Genomic DNA, 22765 nt, shown 5'->3' with positions numbered 1-22765 from the left:
TTATGGACCGTATAACCGACAAAATTGCCAATTTAGCGAAAGCGCTCAAAAAAGATGTCGATCCCAATGGTGAGTATATCGACTACAAAACGCTGCGTAAGCAGTATGAAGTCAAAGCCAATGAAGAAGTGTCGCAACTACAGCAGCGCAGCAAGAAAGCGCGTGTAGAGGCCATACACGGCCGTTCAGATCTAAATCCTAAATGGACGTTTGCCAACTTAGTTGAAGATAGCGATGATGTGATAGAAGCGGTTTCTATCGCACAATCTTTCATTGCAGCTCATGACGACGCTGCTTGGCGACAAAGCGGCTCGCACATGATGATATTTTACGGCGACTATGGGCGTGGCAAGTCACATATTGCCGGTGCAATAGCACACCAACTTATTGAGCAATACGAAATCTCAGTGCTCTATCGTCAGTTATCAACACTACTGGAAATGCGTAATTTCTCTTTTGACTTTTCTGCCACTGACAACGCGAGTCAGCGGTTTAGAGAGATCAATCAAGAACTATTAGACGTGGATCTTCTGATATTAGACGAGGTGTGTGTTAACGAATCAGCGCTAAAGAAAAACGCGCAAAGCTGGTTTGGCAATCTACTTAGGCAACGTTTGGTAAGCAAAAAAAACTGTATCTTGATCACCAACCACAATTTAGCTGAGCTAGAAAACGCACTGGGACGCTACTGTTTTGAATCGATAAAAGAGTACGATACCTACAAAGTTCGCTTCCAAGGCCCGAGTCGTCGTGAAGGACTGACTATTGAGCAAGAAGACATGCAGGGCTCAGTTGCACAGCCGCGTTATCAACCTAATCAGGTTCGATAATGTAAAGCGTGTATTGAGTAAAAAAACGATTGATTTAAGGGCAGTGAAAGCGTTTCTTCACTGCCCTTTTTTATTGTTTGAGCCGATAGGTAATACGTTTTTGTCAGTCAAATGCGACGAATGACATCGCCGATCGAAATATTGATTGCGAAGTGAAAATGACGATCATGCGATCTAATCACAGGATTAGTAAAAGATCTCCTCCACAATAAGATCGACCTATAAGCCACGTCACTACACGATCTTTTGATCTATAAACATAATTAGCAAACATTTTATCCCCAGTTGGATCACATCTTGATCACGCCTGTGGATAGGATCCTACAAACCACTGTGTATAAGCTTTGATCCAAAAAAGAATAACTTTTAAAAAGAAATGGGGTGTGGATAAAAAGGGTATTTATACACAAGTTTGAATAGGGGTTATGGATCTGTGTTTCCCAATGTTGTTGATCGCGTAACTTGATGATCTTTATCTCCTTTGATCGGTTACCCACAGATCTTGTCGATCCTAATAAAAGTAAAAATAAACAGATCTAAAAGAGATCTTAAGATCTTATTATTCGATCACACTTCTTTAAAAACAGGTTTTGAGGAAAATTTAATCATTTTCTTTATTCAATAAGTCAGATAAAATACGCGCCCTTTTTTCGGCAGACTGTGCTTAGAAAAAAGTTAGATTTTAATAGGCTTGTCGTACGTTAATAGTGAGGTTTATCCATGTTTTATACTGAAGCATTTGATGTCATCGTTGTAGGTGGTGGACATGCGGGTACAGAGGCAGCGCTTGCGGCTGCACGCATGGGTGCAAATACACTTTTGCTAACTCACAATATTGAAACGATTGGCCAAATGTCATGTAACCCAGCTATCGGTGGGATCGGCAAAGGTCATTTGGTTAAAGAGATCGATGCATTAGGTGGCGCAATGGCGCTAGCTATCGATAAAGGCGGTATTCAGTTTAGAACACTAAACTCTTCAAAAGGACCTGCTGTTCGCGCTACACGTGCACAAGCAGATAGGACTTTGTACAAAAATGCCATTCGTGACATTGTAGAAAATCAAGAAAACCTAACGTTATTTCAGCAAAGTGTCGACGATCTCATTGTAGAAAACGATCGCGTATGCGGTGTGGTTACCCAAATGGGCTTGAAGTTTAAAGCCAAGTCTGTGGTATTAACCGTGGGTACGTTCCTTGGCGGGACCATACACATCGGCCTTGAAAATTATCGCGGTGGTCGTGCGGGCGATCCACCGTCTATTGCGCTTGCTGATAGACTACGTGCCCTTCCGTTTCGTGTTGACCGATTAAAAACCGGGACACCAGCAAGACTGGATGCACGCTCTTTAGATTTTTCTGTAATGCAGCCTCAGCCTGGTGACAGTCCAACACCGGTATTCTCGTTTATGGGTGATAGAGCCATGCACCCTACACAGATCCCGTGTTACATTACCCACACTAACGAAAAGACCCACGATATTATTCGCGGCGGCCTAGATCGCTCTCCAATGTTTACCGGCGTGATCGAGGGGATTGGCCCGCGCTATTGCCCGAGTATCGAAGATAAGATCACCCGTTTTGCAGACAAGACATCGCATCAAATTTTTGTTGAGCCAGAAGGCTTAAACAGCATTGAAGTTTATCCGAACGGAATTTCAACCAGTCTACCATTTGACGTACAGATGAACCTTGTCCGCTCGATCAAAGGGTTTGAAAACGCACATATCGTTCGTCCGGGTTATGCCATTGAATATGATTTCTTTGATCCGCGTGATTTGAAACAGACCCTGGAAACCAAATTTATTCAAGGTCTCTTCTTTGCTGGGCAAATTAACGGTACCACTGGCTATGAAGAAGCCGGTGCACAAGGACTAGTGGCTGGCGCGAACGCTGCACTTCAAGTGCAACAAAAAGACCCGTTTATCTTACGTCGCGATCAGGCTTATATGGGCGTACTGATTGACGACTTAGCGACAATGGGAACCAAAGAACCCTATCGTATGTTTACGAGCCGCGCAGAATACCGACTGCTACTTCGCGAAGATAACGCCGACAGCCGTTTAACTGCGATGGGTCGAGAAATCGGTCTTGTTGATGATGCGCGTTGGGCGAAGTACAACGATAAAATGGAAGCGGTAGAAACAGAGCTTCAGCGTTTACGTGGTCAGTGGATCCATCCTGATCACGCAGCAACGCCTCAACTCAATACCATGCTGAAAAATCCGGTAAGCCGTGAACATTCGCTGGAAGAATTGATTCGACGCCCTGAAATGACCTATAGCCAATTAATGAAAATTGAAAGCGTGGGTCCGGGCATTGACGATCCCATTGCCGCCGAGCAGGTAGAAATTCAAATTAAGTACGCCGGTTATATTGCCCGCCAAATGGACGAAATCGCGAAAACCCAACGGCATGAGAATACGTTGCTACCGATTGATATGGACTTTAGCAAAATTTCTGGCTTGTCAAATGAGGTGGTAGCTAAACTTACGGAAGCGCGTCCAGAAACTATCGGCAAAGCATCTCGTATTTCTGGCATTACGCCTGCGGCCATCTCGTTATTGCTGGTTTACCTTAAAAAGCACGGCATGTTGCGTAAACAAGACAAAATTAGCGCGTAAAACACGCGCTTGCATCAATAGACGACTACGAGCGCTTAGTATTTCCGATTTATTCGCGTATCATTGCACTATAGAAAACGATATATAGAAATACTAGGCGCTTTCACTCTTCCCAATCTGTTTTGGGCCTGCGTAAAGCAACACCCTATAATCAAATCCACTAGACAGAATTTTTGATGACTATACAGCAAGAATTGCACACCATTTTGGTCCAAGGACTTGACGCCCTTTCACTAGAGTTAAGCGAAAGGCAACAACAGCAATTAGTCGATTATGTTTTACTGATGGATAAATGGAATAAGGCATATAACCTCACTTCAGTACGCGATCCTAAACAGATGATGGTGAAACATATTCTAGACTCGTTGGCCATAGTGCCTCATCTTGAAGGTGACAACATCATTGATGTGGGAACAGGACCTGGCCTGCCAGGTATGCCATTGGCTATTGCTTTTCCTGAAAAGCGATTTACTTTGCTCGACTCCCTTGGCAAGCGTGTACGCTTTATGACGCAGAGTGTTCACACCCTTGGATTGAAAAACGTTACACCCGTGCAAAGCCGGGTGGAAGCGCACAACGGTGAAGTGCCTTACGATATCGTGTTAAGTAGAGCTTTCGCTTCGCTAAAAGATATGTTGCACTGGTGTCAACATCTGGTAGATTCAGAAGGACAATTTTTGGCGCTCAAAGGTCAGTTTCCGCAAGATGAGATAGAAGAAGTGAGTGATCACTTTCATGTGAGCAAAACGGAAAACCTCACTGTGCCAAATTTAGTAGGCGAACGACATCTGGTTTGGCTAAAAAAGAAATAGCCAAAAAATAGAATAGACAGAACAGGATCTAACGTGGCTAAGGTAATCGCGATCGCGAATCAGAAAGGTGGTGTAGGAAAAACAACCACCGCAGTTAACGTGGCAGCGTCAATGGCAGCAACGAAGCGCAAAGTGTTGCTTATTGATCTCGATCCACAAGGCAATGCGACCATGGGCAGCGGCGTTGATAAATACGACGTTGAATCTACGGCCTTTGAGTTGTTGATTGAAGAAAAGCCGATTGATGACGTCATTGTAAAGGGAACAAGCGGGAAGTACGACTTGATAGCTGCAAACGGTGATGTGACCGCAGCAGAAATTAAGTTAATGGAAATGTTTGCCCGTGAAGTTCGTTTGCGCAATGCGTTAAAGCCTGTAATGGACTACTACGATTTTGTTTTTATCGACTGTCCTCCTTCGCTTAACCAGTTAACCGTCAATGCGCTTGCTGCTGCAGACTCTGTGATGGTTCCTATGCAATGTGAATACTATGCGTTGGAAGGTCTTACCGCCTTGATGGATACCATTCAAAAATTAGCGTCGGTAGTGAATCCTGAATTGAAGATTGAAGGCGTATTGCGTACTATGTACGACCCGCGCAATCGCTTAGCGAATGACGTTTCAGAGCAGTTAAAGCGCCACTTCGGTGAACAAGTTTATCGCACGGTCATTCCGCGTAACGTTCGCTTAGCTGAAGCGCCTAGCTTCGGTACGCCGGCTATGTATTATGATAAGTCGTCTACAGGCGCAAAAGCATACTTGGCCTTGGCGGGTGAAATATTGCGCCGCAGGGATAAGACAACGCCTGCACAGGCAAAAGCAAGTTAAATGATAATAAGCTGAACACTATCAGCACATGCCATAGAGGACACTATGTCAGCACGTAAAAGAGGCCTTGGCCGCGGTTTAGATGCGCTACTCGCAACCAGCCAGTCATCTGCTCAAAAAGAACAAGATGCCGCCGAGGTTAATTCAACAAACGGCGAGTTGAGTAAACTGCCTATTGAATACTTAGTGCCGGGTAAATATCAACCTCGTAAAGACATGTCACCTGATGCACTAGAGGAGTTAGCCTCTTCAATTCGTGCACAAGGCATTATTCAGCCTATTGTGGTAAGAAAAGTTGATGAGCACCGCTATGAAATTATAGCCGGTGAACGTCGTTGGCGAGCATCTCAACTTGCTCAGCTTGATGAAGTGCCGTGCATTGTTAAAAACGTGCCCGACGAAGCTGCGGTTGCTATTGCGCTTATCGAAAACATCCAGCGCGAAGATTTAAACGCAATGGAAGAGGCGCAAGCCCTTGACCGATTGATGAGTGAATTTGCCCTCACGCATCAGGAAGTGGCTGAAGCCGTAGGTAAATCACGCACCACAGTGACAAACTTACTTCGCCTAAACAATTTGAACGATGACGTTAAATTGTTAGTTGAGCATGGCGATATTGAAATGGGTCATGCCCGTGCGCTTTTGGCTTTAGAAGGGGAAACCCAATCTGAGACGGCGCAAGTAGTATCTGGCAAAGGTCTTACTGTTCGCGACACCGAAAAGCTGGTGAAAAAGCTTTTAGAGCCCGCAAAACCTAAGCCAGAGAAGAAAGTTGATCCTGATGTTCAAAACCTTATGACAAGACTTTCAGAAAATTTAGGCACGCCTGTGAGCATCGACCATAACGCAAAGGGTAAAGGTAAGCTCACCATTAGCTTTAGTGATTTAGAACAACTTGACGGAATTATTTCGAAAATTCAGTAGTTTAAAACTATAAGAATAATGTTAGAACCTTTGCCTACCCGCAATTGACACGCTGTCCGGAAAGCGTACCGGACACTCTCCTTTCCGGTTATAGCAATAGAATATTTTCAGAATAACTTTCAAAAAGCGATGTACTGTTGAAAAATGTCGGTAAAACAGTATACTTCTGACGCTTTTTGTAAGACGTGAACAAGCTGCGAGAAGACGTGACGAACAAGTTAGCAAAACGCGGGGTAAATCTCGCCAAGAAAGGGCTACTTTTTCAGGTTATAACGGGCCTTATCGTTACGATTTTTGCAGGTGCTGTATCAGGCTACCATTCAGCCATATCAGCAGGCGCGGGTGCACTGATTAGCATACTGCCCAATATGGTTTTCGCTGCTTTTGCATTTCGGTATGCAGGAGCGAGCAAAAATCAACTTGTTGCGCGAAGTTTTAGCCAAGGCTCAAAATTGAAGCTGGCACTGACAATCATTTTATTTGTAATTGCTTTTAAAGGCCTAAACGCCACGCCATTAGAAATCTTTGTGGCATTTGTGATTACAACGGCTAGCCACGGGCTAGCGATGTTTCATTACGGTTCGAAAGAATAAAGACAACGCAACGCGTTGCGATAACGAAAATAACGTATCGTTCCGATTGAGACATAGAAACCAGTCACCAAATTTTTACACTTTACAACTTGGGTTAAACAATGGCATCTGAATACACTACCTCAGAATACATCAAGCACCACTTGACCAATGCCACCATGTGCTCAACTGACAACGGAATTGCTTTTAACAAAGCCTGTTCTGATGCCGGTTTTTGGGCATGGCATGTTGATACACTGGCATGGTCAATCGGTCTTGGTCTTCTTTTCTTAATCATCTTTAGAAGCGTTGCTTCAAAAGCGACAACAGGCGTACCTGGCAAAATGCAGGCGTTCGTTGAGCTTGTGGTTGAGTTTGTTGACGATAACGTAAAAAGCACATTCCACGGTAAAAGCGCATTAATCGCGCCATTAGCACTCACTATCTTTGTGTGGGTGTTGCTGATGAACCTTATGGATTTAGTGCCTGTTGATTTAATTCCTTGGGTTTCTGGTCTTATCGGCCAAGCGGCTTTTGGTATGGATCCTCACGACGTTTACAACAAGGCTGTTCCAACGACTGACCTTAACCTAACGTTCGCACTGGCTTCAGGCGTATTCATTCTTATTCTTTTCTACTCAATCAAGATGAAAGGTATTGGCGGCTTTGCTAAAGAGCTCACTATGCAGCCTTTCGGTCACCCGATTTTTATCCCGGTGAACTTCATTCTTGAAACGGTTACTTTACTTGCGCGCCCGCTTTCACTAGCGCTGCGTTTGTTCGGTAACTTATACGCCAGTGAGCTAATCTTCATATTGATTGCTACAATTGGTTACTTCCAGCTTCCACTGCACTTTATGTGGGCTGTGTTCCATATTCTGGTACTTCCGCTTCAAGCGTTTATTTTCATGATGTTAACCATCGTGTACTTAAGCCTGGCGTGTGAAGACCACTAAGCATTAACGTGTGCTGGTAACCTGGAAATACTGGCACCGTTTTTTACAGAGTTTGACTTTTAAACATTAACTTTAAATTTAACTTAAATCGGAGACGTAAATGTTATACATCGCTGTTGCACTACTGATTGGTCTTGGTGCCCTAGGTACCGCTATTGGTTTTGGTCTACTAGGTGGTAAATTCCTTGAATCTGCTGCTCGTCAACCTGAACTAGCACCTCAACTACAAGTTAAGATGTTCATCGTAGCGGGTCTTATCGACGCCATCGCGATGATCGGTGTTGGTATCGCTCTATACCTATTGTTCGCTGTTGGTGCCTAATTTTACTAAACACTTTTTTAGCGAACTTTAAGAGGAGGGGCGATTGTGAATTTTAACGCCACTTTTATAGGTCAATTAATCGCCTTCGCTGTGTTCGTGGTGTTCTGCATGAAATATGTATGGCCTCCACTAATGGCAGCGATTGAAGAACGTCAGAAGAAAATTGCCGATGGGCTTGAAGCTTCTGAACGTGCAGAGAAAGACTTAGAGCTTGCTCAAGCGAAAGCTACTGAGCAATTGAAAGATGCGAAAGCGCAAGCAGCTGAAATTATCGAGCAGGCTAAAAAGCGTGCCAACCAATTGGTTGACGAAGAAACGCAAAAGGGCCATGCGGAACGCGAGAAAATTATCGCTTCTGGTTATGCCGAGATTGAAGCTGAACGCAATCGTGCCAAAGAAGATTTGCGCAAGCAGGTTTCTGCACTAGCAGTAGCCGGCGCACAGCAAATCTTACAACGTGAAATCGACGCAAGCGCGCAAAACGACATTGTTGAAAAACTTGTCGCTGAGCTTTGATAGGGAGATGAGCCAATGTCTGAATTGACTACTGTTGCTCGTCCTTATGCGAAAGCCGCTTTCGATTTTGCTGTCGAGAAAGATGCCATTGCAAAATGGCAAGAAATGCTCGCCTTCGCAGGTGAAGTAGCAGCAAATGAAGACATGCACCAGTTGTTAACTGGTGCGGTTGCCGCTGATACGCTTGCCGACATTTTTAATAATGTTTGTGGTGAGCAACTCGACGAACACGGCCAGAACCTTGTAAAGGTTTTGGCTGAGAATAAACGTTTAGCCGCGTTGCCTGAAATTTCTACTTTGTTCGATGCGTTTAAAGCAGACTATGACAAAGAAATAGAAGTGGACGTAACCTCAGCATCTACGCTGACCGATGCCCAACAAACTGAGTTGGTAGCATCTTTGGAAAAACGTTTGGCACGTAAAGTGAAGCTTAATTGTAACGTGGACCCTGCCCTGATCGCTGGAATGGTAATAAATGCCGGTGATACAGTTATTGATGGTTCCGTAAAGTCGAAATTGAACCGTCTAGCAGACGCGTTGCAAGCATAACGGGGATAAGAGCATGCAACTTAATTCCACTGAAATTGCTGAACTGATCAAGAAAAGAATTGAACAGTTCAATGTAAGCAGTGAAGCACGTAATGAAGGTACTATCGTCGCAGTAACTGACGGTATTATCCGCATTCATGGCCTTGCAGATGTAATGCAAGGTGAAATGATTGAGCTTCCTGGAAGCCGTTACGCAATTGCACTAAACCTTGAGCGAGACTCTGTAGGTGCAGTTGTTATGGGTCCATATGCGGACCTAAAAGAAGGCGATAAAGTACAATCTACTGGCCGTATTCTTGAAGTACCAGTAGGTAACGCACTTCTTGGTCGTGTTGTTAACACACTAGGTGAGCCTATTGATGGTAAAGGCGCAATCGACGCAGCTGGTTTCGAGCCAGTTGAAAAAATTGCACCTGGCGTAATCGAACGTCAATCGGTAGACCAGCCAGTACAAACTGGTTATAAGTCAGTTGATGCCATGATCCCAGTAGGTCGTGGTCAGCGTGAGCTTATCATCGGTGACCGTCAGTGTGGTAAAACAGCAATGGCTGTTGACGCTATCATCAACCAAAAAGGCACAGGCATTAAGTGTGTGTACGTAGCGGTTGGTCAGAAAGCGTCTACTATCGCTAACGTAGTACGTAAACTAGAAGAGCACGGTGCACTTGACCACACTATCGTGGTTGCAGCATCTGCGTCTGAGTCTGCAGCGCTTCAATACCTTGCGCCTTACTCTGGTTGTACTATGGGTGAATACTTCCGTGACCGCGGTGAAGATGCGCTAATCGTATATGATGATTTGTCTAAGCAAGCTGTTGCTTACCGTCAAATCTCACTACTACTTAAGCGTCCACCAGGCCGTGAAGCCTACCCAGGTGACGTATTCTACCTTCACTCGCGTCTACTAGAGCGTGCTGCACGTGTAAACGAGCAATACGTTGAAAACTACACGAACGGTGAAGTGAAAGGTAAAACGGGTTCACTAACTGCGCTTCCAATTATCGAAACGCAAGCTGGTGACGTATCGGCATTCGTACCGACTAACGTAATCTCAATTACCGATGGTCAGATCTTCTTAGAAACTGACTTGTTCAACGCAGGTATCCGTCCAGCGGTTAACGCTGGTATCTCGGTATCACGTGTTGGTGGTGCTGCACAGACTAAAATCATCAAGAAATTGGGTGGCGGTATCCGTCTAGCCCTTGCTCAGTATCGTGAACTTGCGGCGTTCTCGCAGTTTGCTTCTGACCTTGATGATGCCACTCGTGAGCAACTTGAGCACGGTGAGCGCGTAACTGAGCTGATGAAGCAGAAGCAATACGCTCCACTATCAATTGCTAACATGGGTGTATCTCTGTTCGCGGTAGAAAAAGGTTTCCTTAAGGGTATCGAGCTTAACAAAATCCTAGATTTTGAAGCCGCTCTTCACTCTTACATGAACAGCGAACACGCTGACCTTATGAAGACTATCAACGAATCAGGTAACTACAACGACGAGATTGCCTCTAAGTTGAACGACGCTTTAACTAACTTTAAAGCGACACAAACTTGGTAATCAATGGTGCTGGTGTTTAACCACCAGCGCAATTCGTTGAGTAATCGGAGAGAGAGTCATGGCCAGCGGTAAAGAAATAAAAGGTAAGATTGGGAGTATCAAAAATACTCAGAAGATTACCAGTGCGATGGAAATGGTTGCTGCGTCTAAGATGAAAAAGGCGCAGGAACGTATGGCTTCTGGCCGTCCATATGCACAAAATATGCTTAAAGTGATTGGTCACATTGCAAACGGTAACCTTGAATATCGCCATCCATATTTGGAAGAGCGTGAAGTCAAGCGCGTCGGTTACATTGTGATTTCCACTGACCGAGGCTTATGTGGTGGTTTGAACACCAACGAATTTAAGCTCGTCACCCAAGACGTCAAAAAATGGCGGGAACAGGGTGTAGAAGTGGATTTCGCTGCATTAGGTTCTAAAGCGTGCAGTTTCTTCAACCGTTTTGGTGGCAAGTTGCTTGCTGCTGAATCTGGTTTAGGTGACAAGCCGTCTGTGAGCGATGTAGTAGGTGTTGTACGCGTTATGCTTAAAGCGTACGACGAAGGACAAATTGACCGAGTATTCTTGGTATTCAATGACTTCGTTAACACCATGACACAGAAACCTGTGATCAATCAGTTATTGCCTTTGCCAAAGTCAGAAGACGAAGAATATCAACATCGTTGGGACTACATCTACGAGCCAGATCCAAAAGAAATTTTGGAAGCACTAATGGTTCGTTACATTGAGTCTCAGGTGTATCAGGGTGTTGTAGAAAACGCGGCGTCAGAGCAAGCTGCGCGAATGGTTGCCATGAAGGCAGCAACCGACAACGCCGGTAACCTTATTGATGAGTTACAACTGGTATATAACAAAGCGCGTCAGGCTGCAATCACACAAGAAATCAGTGAGATTGTTAGCGGTGCCGCAGCGGTGTAGGCAAAGGTTTAAAAGAGATAACGAGGACAAATTATGAGTCAAGGTAAGGTCGTCCAAATCATTGGCGCCGTTGTGGACATTGAGTTTCCACAAGATGCGGTACCAAGAGTTTATGACGCACTACGAGTTACCGAAGGTGACTTGTCAGGTCTAACCCTGGAAGTGCAACAACAATTAGGTGGCGGTGTTGTTCGTGGCATCGCACTAGGTACTACTGACGGACTAAAACGTGGTCTTACAGTAGAAAATACCGGTAACCCAATCATGGTTCCAGTGGGTACGAAGACACTAGGTCGTATCATGGACGTATTGGGTAACCCAATCGACGAAGCAGGCCCAATTGGTGAAGAAGAGCGTATGTCTATTCACCGTGAAGCGCCTAGCTACGAAGATCAGTCTAGCTCGGTAGAACTACTAGAAACTGGTATCAAAGTAATCGACTTGGTTTGTCCATTCGCTAAGGGTGGTAAAGTTGGTCTATTCGGTGGTGCGGGTGTAGGTAAAACCGTAAACATGATGGAACTTATCCGTAACATCGCAATCGAGCACAGCGGTTTCTCAGTATTCGCAGGTGTTGGTGAGCGTACTCGTGAGGGTAACGATTTCTATCACGAAATGAACGATTCAAACGTACTTGATAAAGTATCGCTTGTATACGGTCAGATGAACGAGCCACCGGGTAACCGTCTACGTGTTGCACTTACCGGTCTAACTATGGCTGAGAAGTTCCGTGACGAAGGTCGTGACGTTCTATTCTTCGTAGATAACATCTATCGTTATACACTAGCAGGTACTGAAGTATCAGCACTTCTAGGTCGTATGCCATCTGCGGTAGGTTACCAGCCTACACTTGCAGAAGAGATGGGTGTACTTCAGGAGCGTATTACGTCAACGAAGACTGGCTCAATCACGTCAATCCAAGCGGTATACGTACCTGCGGATGACTTGACTGACCCCTCTCCAGCGACAACCTTTGCTCACTTGGATGCAACGGTAGTACTTTCTCGTGATATCGCCTCTCTTGGTATCTACCCTGCGGTAGACCCACTAGATTCAACGTCTCGTCAGCTAGACCCGCTAGTAATTGGTCAAGAGCACTACGACGTAGCGCGTGGCGTACAGACTGTTCTTCAGCGTTATAAAGAGCTGAAAGACATCATCGCGATCCTAGGTATGGACGAACTATCTGAAGAAGACAAGCAAGTGGTATCACGTGCTCGTAAGATTCAGCGTTTCCTATCTCAGCCGTTCTTCGTAGCAGAAGTATTTACCGGTGCACCTGGTAAATATGTTTCGCTAAAAGACACAATCAGTGGATTTAAAGGCATTCTAGACGGTGAGTACGATCACCTTCCAGAGCAGGCCTTCTACATGGTTGGTTCTATCGAAGAAGCGCTAGAGAAAGCCAAGAAAGCATAATGGTGAGGCTAGCGTGAGCTAGCCTAGCATCATGCTAACGTACCTAATCAGGAGGTTCACATGGCAATGACAGTACATTTGGACGTAGTAAGCGCGGAAAAAGCGATTTTCTCTGGACGCGTTGAATCGATTCAGGTGACAGGTAGCGAAGGTGAATTGGGTATTAACCCAGGTCACGCGCCACTTATCTCTGCTATTAAACCTGGTATGGTGCGTTTGGTTAAACAGCACGGTGAAGAAGAAGTTATTTATGTTGCAGGTGGTGTACTAGAAGTACAGCCTAACAATATTACCGTACTGGCTGATACCGCGGTTCGAGCTGAAGATCTTGACGAGCAGGCAGCACAAGAAGCCAAACGACGTGCAGAAGAGCACATCGCCAACCCAGGCGCTGACTTTAACTACGCAGAAGCAGCTCACGAGCTTGCTGAAGCAATTGCTCAACTTCGCCTTATTCAGAAGTTACGCAAGTAAAAAGCACAGCTTTGAAAAAACCCGCCAAATGGCGGGTTTTTTATTGTCGAACGAAAAGTAAACGTTCACATTCTCTTACGTTTATTTCTATTGCTAACTGGCTATACAATAGCTTATCGTTGAAGCGTTTTAGCAAATCTTACTGTAAGCGTGTTTTACGGTAGTAAACATAACGATTTTGCCTGTAACGAATTATAAAAATGAAGCTCAACCCCTACTCCAATTTACACAATGGTGCGTCAATTGGATTTTTTCCGCTTTTAGCCACACTGATTTTGCTTTCGGTGCATTACTTTACGGGTGCGTTAGACTGGCCTGAGGTGGGTAATGTGCGTGCTCAACGGGATTTCAATTCTGCGATCGCCATGTCGCTAATTACTGGCTATTTTTGGTTCGCTTTGCGTCTTATGCATCAAAACGTAGCGAGTACACTTATTTCCTTATTGGTAAAGACAAATCAGCTCAGCCAGTTTTCAGCTCATAGACGAGAGCTAGCCAATGAATTTAAGCACCATATTTTCAACGCTATAATCATATCTATAATGATTACCATCGTTTACTGTATTTTTGAGGGGCTGATAACCGTTAAACAGGAAATACATGTACTATTTCTCACTGCTACCGCTGTTCCGTTTTGGTTCTTAGCCATTTTATTTTTATTTCAAATATCTTCCAATATTAAGTATCTGACGACGAATGTGTTACCTCAAGCTGGCGGCAACATTGACCGGCTCAAATCTATTTTGATCATATTGAAGTTGGGCACAGCGAACAGTATCTTTGCAACAGGCGCGCTAGCCATTTTCCCTATCTTTTGGTTGAAGAAAGACATTCCCTCTATAGATGTATTAGGGGTAACTTTTTTCACTGGGATCGTTGGTTTTTATCTATTTTGGCCAGTTATAAAACTTAAAAGCATGCTCGAGTTAGAGCAAAAAGCTGCTGTCCTTCACCTTGAAGCTGGCATTGAAGAGGGGATAAAACGCTGTGCGGAAAAGCAAGAATCATTAACGGCAACTTCAATAGAAGAATTAGAAAGCGAAAAAGAGCGTATTCTTAAGATGGGGGCGGGAGTTTTTGCCCCTAGGGATAAGGCAAGGGTAGCAGCCTGTATCGCATTAGTGCCTATTTCTTGGTTGTTATTAATCGTTGTTGAATGGTTAATTCAGGTGCCCTACTACGGTTAGTGCTCAACTAACTTAATTAAACCTTGTTAGTAATTGTCGTCGACACTAAGCATTGCTATGGTATAAATAACCAAAGTCAATGAGGTTTCCCTGTGCGAATATACGGCGATAAGCGTTCTGGTAACTGCTATAAAATTCAACTGCTCCTTTCCCTGTTAGGTAAAAGCTGTGAGTGGGTAGACGTTGATATAATGAAAGGAGAAACAAGAGCGCCCTCTTTTCTTGAAAAGACGCCTAATGGCAAAATTCCTCTACTTGAACTCGATGACGGCAGGGTGCTATCAGAGTCAAATGCGATAATGCATTATATTGCGTGTAACTCTCCCTACGTACCCTCATCGCCTTATCACTTCTCACAGTTACTACAATGGCAGTTCTTCGAGCAGTATAGCCATGAACCTTATATTGCGGTGGCACGTTACATCAACGTCTACTTAGGCCTCCCTGAAGATAAGAAAGCCGAGTATGAATCTAAGCAAGCAGGTGGTTATCGCTCCCTTGCTGTGATGGAGCATCAGCTTAATCTCACGCCGTATTTGTTAGGCGATAGCATTAGTCTTGCCGATATTTCTTTATTTGCTTACACCCATGTTGCCAATGAAGGCGGGTTTGACCTTTCTGCCTACCCTGCAATTCGCAACTGGATACAATTGATTAAAGAGCAAAAAGGGTTTATCCCTATGAAAGCGTAGCAAGCGCTGTGTAAAACGTTATTGCACTTTTCGTCGGTGGGATTGTGGTCCCTGCCACATTTTCTGAAGTGCGCTCTGTGCCCTATGAAGGGCCAATACATTCGTGTTTTCGATACAGCTAATGGCATAAGCTGTCGCTTCTAACGTTGAAAGCGCGCTGGCTACAGAAGTATGCCTAATCAAATAGTTTGAGTCAGGGGCGTTAGTAAAATGAAACGCGGGTAAACCCCCTAGCCAAGGGTTTCGCTTTACAATACCAAACGCTTGTTTCCAGCTTCCATCAACTAGAATGAGGGTTGAAATCTGGTTCGACATAGTGGCAGATGCATTTTCTAGAGGTGTACTCGTTTCACTGGGATAAATAAGTGCTGAATGCTTGTGACTACACTGCATTTCCAAAGCCGCCATCGCGCTATTGTCACTAGCACAAACGACCTGAGTGCTTGGAATGCACAGACTTAGCAGTCTCACTGTATTTTTTGCGTGATGCGCTTCTTTCTCGTGCTGAACGATAATGATGTCGAGCGCGGTTTTCACCTTATCTATATGATCGCAAATACAAGTGTTTTGTGGATACTGACAGCCTTCACAATAAAGACGCATAATGTGGTTATCTAATCCTTCCGTTCGGGGTGGTAAAGCAAATAGTTTAGTAACTTAACTGTTAGGATAATATACAACATGATAAATGAAGCAGTACAATTACGTGTTGAGAAAACCCTTTCTTTCGTACCGGAAGGAAATGTTATCAGCTATGGTTTATTAGCTGATTTGTGCGGTTTGCCAGGTAGGGCGAGAATGATGGGAAAGTGTTTACAGGAAATCGAAACGGACTGTAACTGGCACAGAGTTCTTCGTGCTGACGGCAAAATCGCATTGCCTAGCGGCTCTGACAAAGCACGCGAACAGCGGGAGCGATTAATAGCCGAAGGGGTTGAGGTAAAGCGCAGTCGAGTTAATATGAAAAATTTCGGTTGGACTCCAGATATACACACTATACTGGTAGCATTAGAATATTAATATCTCGTTTTATATCAAAGTAGTTAGATAAACGTATATTGCGTGCAGAATAATGATAAAGAAAATTAAGATTGACCAGTTAACGCCCGGTATGTTTGTTCACCAAATACTTGAACAGGACGGAGCTTTGACGGTTAAAAGCCAAGGTCGAGTGACTTCTGCCGATGTTGTGAAAACCCTCAAAAAGCGTGGCGTGAAAACCCTCGCTATAGACACTGATAAGAATTTTGATGCAGGCGAGATTGCGCAAGAGGCAGTACCAGAAACAACACAAGCTGGCCAAATAAAGAACAATGCTAAACCAAAGAAGGTAACGCTTACAAACGAACTCAATAGAGCATCTAAGCTTCATCTCCAGGGCAAAGCGATCCAAGAGCTTTTGTTAGAAAACCTTCAAAAAGAAACCCCCTTTGATGCAAGTATCCCAAAAGCGTTTTCTAATAAACTGGTTGAGTCGGTAGATAGGAACCCTGATGCGTTACTCTGCCTAACCAAAATACGCGAAAAAGACGATTACCTGTTAGAGCATTCTCTTAATGTCGCTATCTTATTGGCTAACTTCGGTAAGTTTTTGGGAATGTCTGAAGAGGACGTTCAAGATCTCTCTTATGCCGGCTTTCTTCATGATTTAGGAAAAATTAAAATCCCCGATGAGATTCTTCATAAACCTGGTCGGCTAACCGATAGTGAGATGGAGATCATGAAAGGGCATGTAAAACACGGTGTTGATTACCTAAAAAGCACTGATATAGCGGCTCCTCTCATTAGAGCAATCAGTGAGCACCATGAACGGCTAGATGGCCTTGGTTACCCTGCAGGTACTAAAGGGAACGCAATAAGTAAAGCAGGGCGAATGTTGGCCATTGCCGATATGTACGATGCCCTTACCGCTGACCGTGTCTATAAATCAGGTATGTCTAGCCAAAAAGCCTTTTCGATTTTGATGAGCGATGCCCCTACCCGCCTTGATCAAACGCTTGTACAGCAGTTTATCAAATGTCTTGGCGTATACCCTGTTGGTAGCCTTGTTTTACTATCAAATGACAGGCTTGGCATGGTGTTGGAACAGCGAGACTCTCCGCTAACGCCGCTGGTAAAAGAGTTCTTTTCTGTGCGAAATAACCATTACCTGCCCCCCAGAGATATCGATCTTGCGCTCGATAAGACAGTGAGTATCGCTAAAGCCGTTATTGCCTCCGATTACAAAATTGATGTGAACAGTTTTTTCGAACGTTCTGTCGCGACCTAATCTGTCGTTACTTTTTAGCAACACCGTGTACAAATTACAGTGTGTTTCGCTTCTTTCGATACACTGTTTATTGCTTTCGTATTTAGCTTGCGTTCAGGTTTGGCGCATTATAATTAACGTTCCAATAAGGCGTGCCTGAAGCTATTTTTAGGTTTAGGTTGTTGAATTATAAGTAATAGTTAATATCCCCTATAAAAACTGGCTGGCTCTTTGAAAAAGGGACAAAGTATCTGTTATCAAGAGGTTGGAACGGTATTTGCTCCATTAATTTTTAATTGAAGCATTTATGTTGAGCTTATTGAAGGTAGCAATGGATAAATGAAACCTTTCAATAGTGTGCTGTATACTTTAAATAAGAGGAAGTTATGAAAAAGACTCTCGCTGTAAGTTTGATCGCTGCGTCGTTAACGATTGCAGGTTGTGCAACTGATCCAAATAATACGCAGAAAGGTGCCGCAATTGGTGCTGTAGTTGGTGCTCTACTCGGTAAAGCAACAGGTGATAATGACAAAAGCCGATACGCGTGGGGCGCTGCGGTAGGTGCCATTGCGGGTGGAGCAATCGGTAACTATATGGACAAACAGGAAGAAGAGTTAAGAACAGAGCTTTCTGATACTGGTGTTCAAGTAGTACGTGAGGGAGATAACCTTCGTCTAATTATGCCTGGCGACATAACTTTTGCTACTGACAGCGCTAGCATTAGCCCTAACTTCAACCCAGTTCTGCAAGATGTTGCAAAAGTAGTAAATAACTACGAAAAAACAGTATTAATGATTAAAGGTCATACCGACGACACGGGTTCTGAACAATATAACCAGTCTCTGTCGGAAAGACGCGCGGGTGCGGTTAAGAATTTACTGATTAACTATTCGGTAAACCCTACTCGTATTACTACCGTGGGCATGGGTGAATACTCGCCTAAAGTACCAAATAATAGCGCGGCTAACCGTTCTATGAACCGCCGTGTTGAAATGGAAATTCAACCGTTAACCCAGTCTAATACCTAATTTCACTGTAGGCACGGTTGAATATAATAAAAGGCCCCGTTTGTTCGGGGCTTTGTTTATCTATCTATGGCCTTTATTTGTTTAGCAACTGCGTCGGCTATGGTGTTAGGTATGGGAATAGCCAAATGATATTGAGTGACTTTCCATTTACCATCTTGCTTAATTAATACACCTGTTCCTCGGGTTTCCCCTAACTTTTCATTATCTAGAAGTTCATCAAACCAGGCTACCTTCTTGTCTGGCGAAAAATAAATGTGTCTGTCTCTAGGAGTGTATGTCCAGCCGCTGCCTTTATCGAAGTGGGGTTTTGCATATGCCATAAACGTTGTCAGACTCCATACCTCTGAAGCGTCGGTCCCGATAAAAACGGCGTTGTCATCATATAAGCCGAAATAGCTATCAAAGTCTGCGTTAGAGGCGTTCGTGTGCAAAGCATCAAGCACGTTGCCCACCGCCTCGCGATCGTCATCAGCACTTACCGACATAGAAAGTAACAACAGCATTAGTAGGGTTACATATTTCACGTTCTTATCTACCTCAAAGCTTAACTTAACGCCTATCTTAAAAGCTCACATAATATTTTGGAAACAATTATGAAGCTTATTGCGAGTACATTTAAAGCGATAAACCGCTACAAACAGCGTGGCGTACATGCCCGATGTCTATATGAAAAGGTGTGTTGATGTTTCACATGGAACAAATTTTATGCTCCGATTGCCTTAAAAAGTCTGAATTAACAAATGTAAAGGTGGGAGGCGTCTAGCATGCTCAAGCGTATAAATTTGGACAAGCAGCAGTAAGCATTTAACGCCAACGGGAAGCTAATTTGTAACGGCGAATAAAGTTGTTTTGAGTATTTAAGGCTTTTAGAAGAAAGGCTGACACTCTATTTAACGGTATGTTAACCATCAACCATCAACCTTCGCATTTAATCGCAGACTCTCTTACAACCAACGTAGGTTCGAAGCATTGCTTAATCTCATGGCCTTGGCCATAGACCTTATTTAATATGTACTTTGCTGACATTTCGGCCATTTCAGCCACAGGGTTACTTACTGTGGTTAACCTAGGAAAAACATGATGGGCAAAAACGACATCATCAAAACCCACAATGGATAAGTCATGTGGCAAGCTCATTCCTAAGTCTCTTGCACAACTAATAGCACCTGACGCCATCCAGTCGTTCGCGCACACTAAAGCGGAAAAGTGTTGATCTTGTGCCATCAACTCAAGCAACCCTACCTTACCGTCATCCTCTGAATAATCGCCATTAAATATCAGCTGGGGGGTAACGGTTAACCCTGCCTCACTTAGCGCACGCTTATGCCCTTTTAAGCGTAAACAGGCATCTGCTTTGTCAGTAGGGCCAGAGATGTAAGCAATGTGCTTATGGCCTAACTCTAATAAATGTCGTGTTGCTAGGTAGCCACCTTTTTCGTTATCTAAGGTTGTACAGGCATCGGGGAGGCCATCTACCTTGCGATTGACTAGCGCAACGGGAAGCTTGGATTGATTTAGTTCTAAGAGGTACGCATCAGATAGCGCTTCTGCGTGCATGATAAGCGCATCGCAATTTCGGCTTATCAGAAATTCTACGGCATCCTTTTCCGTTTCTAAACAATTGCGCCCTACCGTGATAATGACGTGTTTATCTTGAGCGCGTAATGTAGATTCAACCGCTTGCATTAAGTCACCGAAAAAAGGTGCATTAAGCTCGGGGACAAGTACACCTATGCTGTCGGTTCTACTGTTCGCCAATGAGCGAGCAACTGAGTTTGGTCGGTAATTCAGTTCCTTTACCGCTTTCTCCACCCGTTCTTTCAGCACTTTATTTACTGACGTTTTACCATTTAAAACACGGGATACGGTAGATAATGAAACGCCCGCGCGTTCAGCAACTTGGTAAATGGTAGGCACGTATTCAACCTCGTTTATAAATCAATGCGTAATCTTTCTTGTATTATGCCGACATCGGCGGTTCTGTGCTACGTCGAGCCAGTAATGCTTGAGTAACTTGTCTTTGCTTTTCATCATTTAAGGGGGCCAAGGCATGAAGCCACAGCAGTATCACCGTGTGGCCGATGAGATGAGTGAGCAATCTTTGAAACAGTTTCTTGCGGGACTAAAGCAGCAGGTGGACAACCACATAGCTAAACTTCCCGCGCACGAGGTGTTTTTAACACAGTATTTGGGGTGAGTTATAAGAAGTGTATTTTTGGAAGCTATTTATTACTATCTTTTGTCATTAACGTCATCAATCGCGGGTGTACAAATAATTTTTCCTTACCGGAATTCATTTCTTGCAGCACACCAATACCCGCTAACTGCTTTAAATACGTTGAAGCAGTTTGGCGTTTTGCAATGTCACGTTCAACTAAATTATTGATACGGCAGTAGGGTTGTTCAAAAATAAGCTGAACGATCTCATAGCTATATATTTTAGGTAGCTGTGCTTTTATGTAATCGGTTGTACTTTCCATAAGTGCCCTAATCGCTGTGATCTTATCACTAGTCCATATGGCAGTTTGCTCGACACCTTTTAGTATAAATAACAGCCAATCTTCCCAATTCTGATCTTTGGTCACTTGGTTCAATAGGCGATAATAGTCTTGTTTATTATGAACGATGAAACGGCTTAAATACAAAATAGGTAGCGTTAAAAGACCGCATTCAATAAGGTACAAAACATTTAAAATACGTCCTGTTCGACCATTCCCATCATAAAATGGATGTATAGCTTCAAATTGATAATGGCTAACAGCCATCTTTATTAATGGATCTATATCATCGTCATCATGAAGAAATCGCTCCCAGTTAGTTAACAAGTCGCGGATAACGTTCTCTCCCGCAGGCGGGGTATAGATAATTTCTCCAGTCGTCTGGTTGCCTATAAAAGTCCCCGGTACTTTACGAATATCCATTTCAGAGTGCTTTAACGTACTGCATACTTCAATGGCTGTCGCTGTGCAAAGCGGCTTTCTTTCAAGTTGTATATAACCTTGATACAACGCTGTTCTGTAGCGTAAAGCTTCCTTCGTTGCATGATCAGCGCCCTTGTCTTCTAGCGCATACTGAAAAAGCTTATCGGTAGTGGTGACAATATTTTCAATTTCTGAACTGTCTTTTGCTTCCAGCAAAGGTAATAAGTTAATTAGCATGCTTTGGTTAGGTATGAGTTCTCCTGTCTTTTTTAATTCTGCTACAGCGGCGCGTGCAGAAATACAGGCTTTCAGAACGGCCTTCGTTTCTATGGAATGTAGATTTGGCGGTAATGTGGGTAATTGGTTGTAAGGCAGCTCTGCTTGCCAAATCATGTTTAAATTTCCAGTTTATATCGACATACATGAACTATTGGGTCAGTTTATGTCGATTAGATCGACATATCAATTCCATGTGTCGATTTTTTTCTGTTTTTTCGACATGACTTTCTTGTGTGTCGATACACTCGACACATCAACACTCAATCCAAACGATTTACCAAAATCGAGTTTTGAGTAGGAAACTTCAAAGCAGTACGCCATCCCTTGGGCTTTTGGGGCAGTATGGGCAAAGCCTTAATTCACACCATTTAGCCAAACACTAACCCTGCCCATACGGTATTTATTACCGGCAATGTTAAACACGACACGCCCATCTTTGAGGATGCTGGCATTTCTAAAGTCCTGTTTCACATCCGCCGGTGATCCCCAATCAACGTTTAATGTAAGCTTATACCACGCTAAAGTTGGGACTTTTGCAAGTTTGTAGTTTGATTGACTGGTAGGAGCTGTTGACACGGCCCCGATTGCCCCATTCCTTGGGACTGTTTAATTTCCTCTTATTCACCCTTTAAAGCTTGGCATATCAAGTGTTGTCCCATTGTCCCAACTGCCCACGGTAAGTAAGCAAATGGGTGGCTAGTTAGTTTCGCCTGGTTGGCTTTTTCGGCATACGGCTGCGTTTGCCATCGAAGAAGGCCAATACTCTGAATCAATAGAGTGATTCTTTAAGCCAAAATGAGGGGGCTGCCCACCATTCTGCCCCCACTAAACAAGTAGTTGATAATGGAAATCTACCAACCGAATTGGACGGGAAAAATAAAAAAGCCCTGTAATTTCGATGCTCTTCACAAGGTAATACAGGGCTTTTAAGACATTCTTGGACCGGTAAATTTCAACCCAAGAACCTACTTAATATTCTGGATCTGCTCATTGAGTAGCGGTATAGACCCTCAAAAAATCAATAAGTTACCGAAAAGAAACCGTTCAAAAATGCCTGTTTGCCCACCAAACTGCCCACCACTTGCCTATGGCTTTTACTAAATCTTAGTGGT

At 43.9% G+C, this 22765-nt stretch carries 25 protein-coding genes; 20 read left to right on the top strand and 5 right to left on the bottom strand.

What is annotated here, in order from left to right; all coding sequences use genetic code 11:
* Window positions 1-2 precede the first annotated feature (2 nt).
* From MADE_RS19895 to MADE_RS19820, 16 genes are all read left to right on the top strand, one after another.
* Window positions 3-830: an ATP-binding protein gene (locus MADE_RS19895; RefSeq protein ID WP_012520229.1), complete on the top strand. Its 828-nt coding sequence runs from the start codon at window positions 3-5 to the stop codon at window positions 828-830.
* Window positions 831-1550: 720 nt separating this feature from the next.
* Window positions 1551-3452, top strand: coding sequence for a tRNA uridine-5-carboxymethylaminomethyl(34) synthesis enzyme MnmG (mnmG, locus tag MADE_RS19890; RefSeq protein ID WP_012520228.1), 1902 nt, complete (start codon window positions 1551-1553; stop codon window positions 3450-3452).
* Between the two features lie 176 nt (window positions 3453-3628).
* Window positions 3629-4264 carry a 16S rRNA (guanine(527)-N(7))-methyltransferase RsmG gene (gene rsmG, locus MADE_RS19885; RefSeq protein WP_012520227.1) on the top strand — a complete coding sequence of 212 codons (636 nt, stop codon included), beginning with the start codon at window positions 3629-3631 and terminating at the stop codon, window positions 4262-4264.
* A 33-nt stretch (window positions 4265-4297) separates the two neighbouring features.
* Window positions 4298-5092: a ParA family protein gene (locus tag MADE_RS19880; protein WP_012520226.1), complete on the top strand. Its 795-nt coding sequence runs from the start codon at window positions 4298-4300 to the stop codon at window positions 5090-5092.
* Between the two features lie 45 nt (window positions 5093-5137).
* A complete protein-coding gene (locus tag MADE_RS19875; RefSeq protein ID WP_012520225.1) occupies window positions 5138-6016 on the top strand; it encodes a ParB/RepB/Spo0J family partition protein in 879 nt (292 codons plus the stop codon).
* A gap of 206 nt (window positions 6017-6222) precedes the next feature.
* Complete coding sequence (locus MADE_RS19870) at window positions 6223-6609, top strand: ATP synthase subunit I (RefSeq protein ID WP_041912999.1); 387 nt, start codon at window positions 6223-6225, stop codon at window positions 6607-6609.
* Window positions 6610-6710: 101 nt separating this feature from the next.
* Entirely contained in the window at window positions 6711-7544 is an 834-nt protein-coding gene (gene atpB, locus MADE_RS19865; RefSeq protein ID WP_012520223.1) for a F0F1 ATP synthase subunit A, read from the top strand.
* Window positions 7545-7644: 100 nt separating this feature from the next.
* The gene (gene atpE / locus MADE_RS19860; RefSeq protein ID WP_012520222.1) at window positions 7645-7866 is read left to right on the top strand and encodes a F0F1 ATP synthase subunit C; all 222 of its coding nucleotides are present in this window, start codon (window positions 7645-7647) and stop codon (window positions 7864-7866) included.
* A gap of 45 nt (window positions 7867-7911) precedes the next feature.
* Window positions 7912-8382, top strand: a complete 471-nt coding sequence (gene atpF, locus MADE_RS19855; RefSeq protein WP_012520221.1) for a F0F1 ATP synthase subunit B — start codon at window positions 7912-7914, stop codon at window positions 8380-8382.
* Between the two features lie 15 nt (window positions 8383-8397).
* Window positions 8398-8931, top strand: a complete 534-nt coding sequence (gene atpH / locus MADE_RS19850) for a F0F1 ATP synthase subunit delta (RefSeq protein WP_015068512.1) — start codon at window positions 8398-8400, stop codon at window positions 8929-8931.
* A 13-nt stretch (window positions 8932-8944) separates the two neighbouring features.
* Window positions 8945-10486: a F0F1 ATP synthase subunit alpha gene (gene atpA, locus MADE_RS19845; protein ID WP_012520218.1), complete on the top strand. Its 1542-nt coding sequence runs from the start codon at window positions 8945-8947 to the stop codon at window positions 10484-10486.
* Window positions 10487-10544: 58 nt separating this feature from the next.
* Window positions 10545-11405 (top strand): F0F1 ATP synthase subunit gamma, encoded by an 861-nt coding sequence (gene atpG / locus MADE_RS19840; protein ID WP_012520217.1) that lies wholly within the window; start codon window positions 10545-10547, stop codon window positions 11403-11405.
* Between the two features lie 33 nt (window positions 11406-11438).
* Window positions 11439-12824 carry a F0F1 ATP synthase subunit beta gene (atpD, locus tag MADE_RS19835; protein ID WP_012520216.1) on the top strand — a complete coding sequence of 462 codons (1386 nt, stop codon included), beginning with the start codon at window positions 11439-11441 and terminating at the stop codon, window positions 12822-12824.
* A 60-nt stretch (window positions 12825-12884) separates the two neighbouring features.
* Entirely contained in the window at window positions 12885-13298 is a 414-nt protein-coding gene (locus tag MADE_RS19830; RefSeq protein ID WP_012520215.1) for a F0F1 ATP synthase subunit epsilon, read from the top strand.
* Window positions 13299-13498: 200 nt separating this feature from the next.
* Window positions 13499-14485 carry a hypothetical protein gene (locus MADE_RS19825; RefSeq protein ID WP_012520214.1) on the top strand — a complete coding sequence of 329 codons (987 nt, stop codon included), beginning with the start codon at window positions 13499-13501 and terminating at the stop codon, window positions 14483-14485.
* 92 nt (window positions 14486-14577) lie between these two features.
* Complete coding sequence (locus MADE_RS19820; RefSeq protein ID WP_012520213.1) at window positions 14578-15177, top strand: glutathione S-transferase family protein; 600 nt, start codon at window positions 14578-14580, stop codon at window positions 15175-15177.
* An 18-nt stretch (window positions 15178-15195) separates the two neighbouring features.
* On the opposite strand, the gene MADE_RS19815 is transcribed toward MADE_RS19820, so the two are convergent.
* Window positions 15196-15780 carry a tRNA-uridine aminocarboxypropyltransferase gene (locus MADE_RS19815; protein ID WP_012520212.1) on the bottom strand — a complete coding sequence of 195 codons (585 nt, stop codon included), beginning with the start codon at window positions 15778-15780 and terminating at the stop codon, window positions 15196-15198.
* A gap of 78 nt (window positions 15781-15858) precedes the next feature.
* On the opposite strand from MADE_RS19815, the gene MADE_RS19810 reads away from it, so the two are divergent.
* From MADE_RS19810 to MADE_RS19800, 3 genes are all read left to right on the top strand, one after another.
* Window positions 15859-16197 carry an MGMT family protein gene (locus MADE_RS19810; protein WP_012520211.1) on the top strand — a complete coding sequence of 113 codons (339 nt, stop codon included), beginning with the start codon at window positions 15859-15861 and terminating at the stop codon, window positions 16195-16197.
* A gap of 52 nt (window positions 16198-16249) precedes the next feature.
* Window positions 16250-17446: an HD-GYP domain-containing protein gene (locus MADE_RS19805; RefSeq protein WP_012520210.1), complete on the top strand. Its 1197-nt coding sequence runs from the start codon at window positions 16250-16252 to the stop codon at window positions 17444-17446.
* Window positions 17447-17811: 365 nt separating this feature from the next.
* Entirely contained in the window at window positions 17812-18453 is a 642-nt protein-coding gene (locus tag MADE_RS19800; RefSeq protein WP_012520209.1) for a YiaD family glycine zipper/OmpA-like lipoprotein, read from the top strand.
* 56 nt (window positions 18454-18509) lie between these two features.
* On the opposite strand, the gene MADE_RS19795 is transcribed toward MADE_RS19800, so the two are convergent.
* Both MADE_RS19795 and MADE_RS19790 read right to left on the bottom strand, forming a co-directional pair.
* On the bottom strand, window positions 18510-18977 hold the full coding sequence (locus tag MADE_RS19795) for a nuclear transport factor 2 family protein (protein WP_012520208.1): 468 nt from the start codon (window positions 18975-18977) through the stop codon (window positions 18510-18512).
* Between the two features lie 391 nt (window positions 18978-19368).
* Window positions 19369-20370, bottom strand: coding sequence for a LacI family DNA-binding transcriptional regulator (locus MADE_RS19790; RefSeq protein ID WP_012520207.1), 1002 nt, complete (start codon window positions 20368-20370; stop codon window positions 19369-19371).
* A gap of 133 nt (window positions 20371-20503) precedes the next feature.
* Here MADE_RS19790 and MADE_RS19785 point away from each other — a divergent pair, with 133 nt between their 5' ends.
* Window positions 20504-20650 carry a hypothetical protein gene (locus MADE_RS19785; protein ID WP_012520206.1) on the top strand — a complete coding sequence of 49 codons (147 nt, stop codon included), beginning with the start codon at window positions 20504-20506 and terminating at the stop codon, window positions 20648-20650.
* 25 nt (window positions 20651-20675) lie between these two features.
* Here the strand turns inward: MADE_RS19785 and fic are convergent, their stop codons facing one another.
* The gene (gene fic / locus MADE_RS19780) at window positions 20676-21767 is read right to left on the bottom strand and encodes a protein adenylyltransferase Fic (RefSeq protein ID WP_012520205.1); all 1092 of its coding nucleotides are present in this window, start codon (window positions 21765-21767) and stop codon (window positions 20676-20678) included.
* Between the two features lie 240 nt (window positions 21768-22007).
* Complete coding sequence (locus MADE_RS21270; RefSeq protein WP_232363134.1) at window positions 22008-22124, bottom strand: type II toxin-antitoxin system HigB family toxin; 117 nt, start codon at window positions 22122-22124, stop codon at window positions 22008-22010.
* Window positions 22125-22765 lie beyond the last annotated feature (641 nt).

It is taken from the genome of Alteromonas mediterranea DE, from assembly GCF_000020585.3.
Classification (GTDB): domain Bacteria; phylum Pseudomonadota; class Gammaproteobacteria; order Enterobacterales; family Alteromonadaceae; genus Alteromonas; species Alteromonas mediterranea.
This window is presented reverse-complemented; position numbering and strand designations above follow the sequence as displayed.

Coding starts and splice junctions, on each gene's coding strand:
- fic (WP_012520205.1), bottom strand. CDS start 21,767: ATGATTTGGCAAGCAGAGCTGCCTTACAACCAATTACCCACATTACCG.
- mnmG (WP_012520228.1), top strand. CDS start 1,551: ATGTTTTATACTGAAGCATTTGATGTCATCGTTGTAGGTGGTGGACAT.
- MADE_RS19830 (WP_012520215.1), top strand. CDS start 12,885: ATGGCAATGACAGTACATTTGGACGTAGTAAGCGCGGAAAAAGCGATT.
- atpA (WP_012520218.1), top strand. CDS start 8,945: ATGCAACTTAATTCCACTGAAATTGCTGAACTGATCAAGAAAAGAATT.
- MADE_RS19825 (WP_012520214.1), top strand. CDS start 13,499: ATGAAGCTCAACCCCTACTCCAATTTACACAATGGTGCGTCAATTGGA.
- atpB (WP_012520223.1), top strand. CDS start 6,711: ATGGCATCTGAATACACTACCTCAGAATACATCAAGCACCACTTGACC.
- MADE_RS19895 (WP_012520229.1), top strand. CDS start 3: ATGGACCGTATAACCGACAAAATTGCCAATTTAGCGAAAGCGCTCAAA.
- MADE_RS19810 (WP_012520211.1), top strand. CDS start 15,859: ATGATAAATGAAGCAGTACAATTACGTGTTGAGAAAACCCTTTCTTTC.
- MADE_RS19785 (WP_012520206.1), top strand. CDS start 20,504: ATGAAGCCACAGCAGTATCACCGTGTGGCCGATGAGATGAGTGAGCAA.
- MADE_RS19875 (WP_012520225.1), top strand. CDS start 5,138: ATGTCAGCACGTAAAAGAGGCCTTGGCCGCGGTTTAGATGCGCTACTC.
- atpG (WP_012520217.1), top strand. CDS start 10,545: ATGGCCAGCGGTAAAGAAATAAAAGGTAAGATTGGGAGTATCAAAAAT.
- MADE_RS19815 (WP_012520212.1), bottom strand. CDS start 15,780: ATGCGTCTTTATTGTGAAGGCTGTCAGTATCCACAAAACACTTGTATT.
- atpE (WP_012520222.1), top strand. CDS start 7,645: ATGTTATACATCGCTGTTGCACTACTGATTGGTCTTGGTGCCCTAGGT.
- MADE_RS19800 (WP_012520209.1), top strand. CDS start 17,812: ATGAAAAAGACTCTCGCTGTAAGTTTGATCGCTGCGTCGTTAACGATT.
- atpH (WP_015068512.1), top strand. CDS start 8,398: ATGTCTGAATTGACTACTGTTGCTCGTCCTTATGCGAAAGCCGCTTTC.
- rsmG (WP_012520227.1), top strand. CDS start 3,629: ATGACTATACAGCAAGAATTGCACACCATTTTGGTCCAAGGACTTGAC.
- atpD (WP_012520216.1), top strand. CDS start 11,439: ATGAGTCAAGGTAAGGTCGTCCAAATCATTGGCGCCGTTGTGGACATT.
- MADE_RS19805 (WP_012520210.1), top strand. CDS start 16,250: ATGATAAAGAAAATTAAGATTGACCAGTTAACGCCCGGTATGTTTGTT.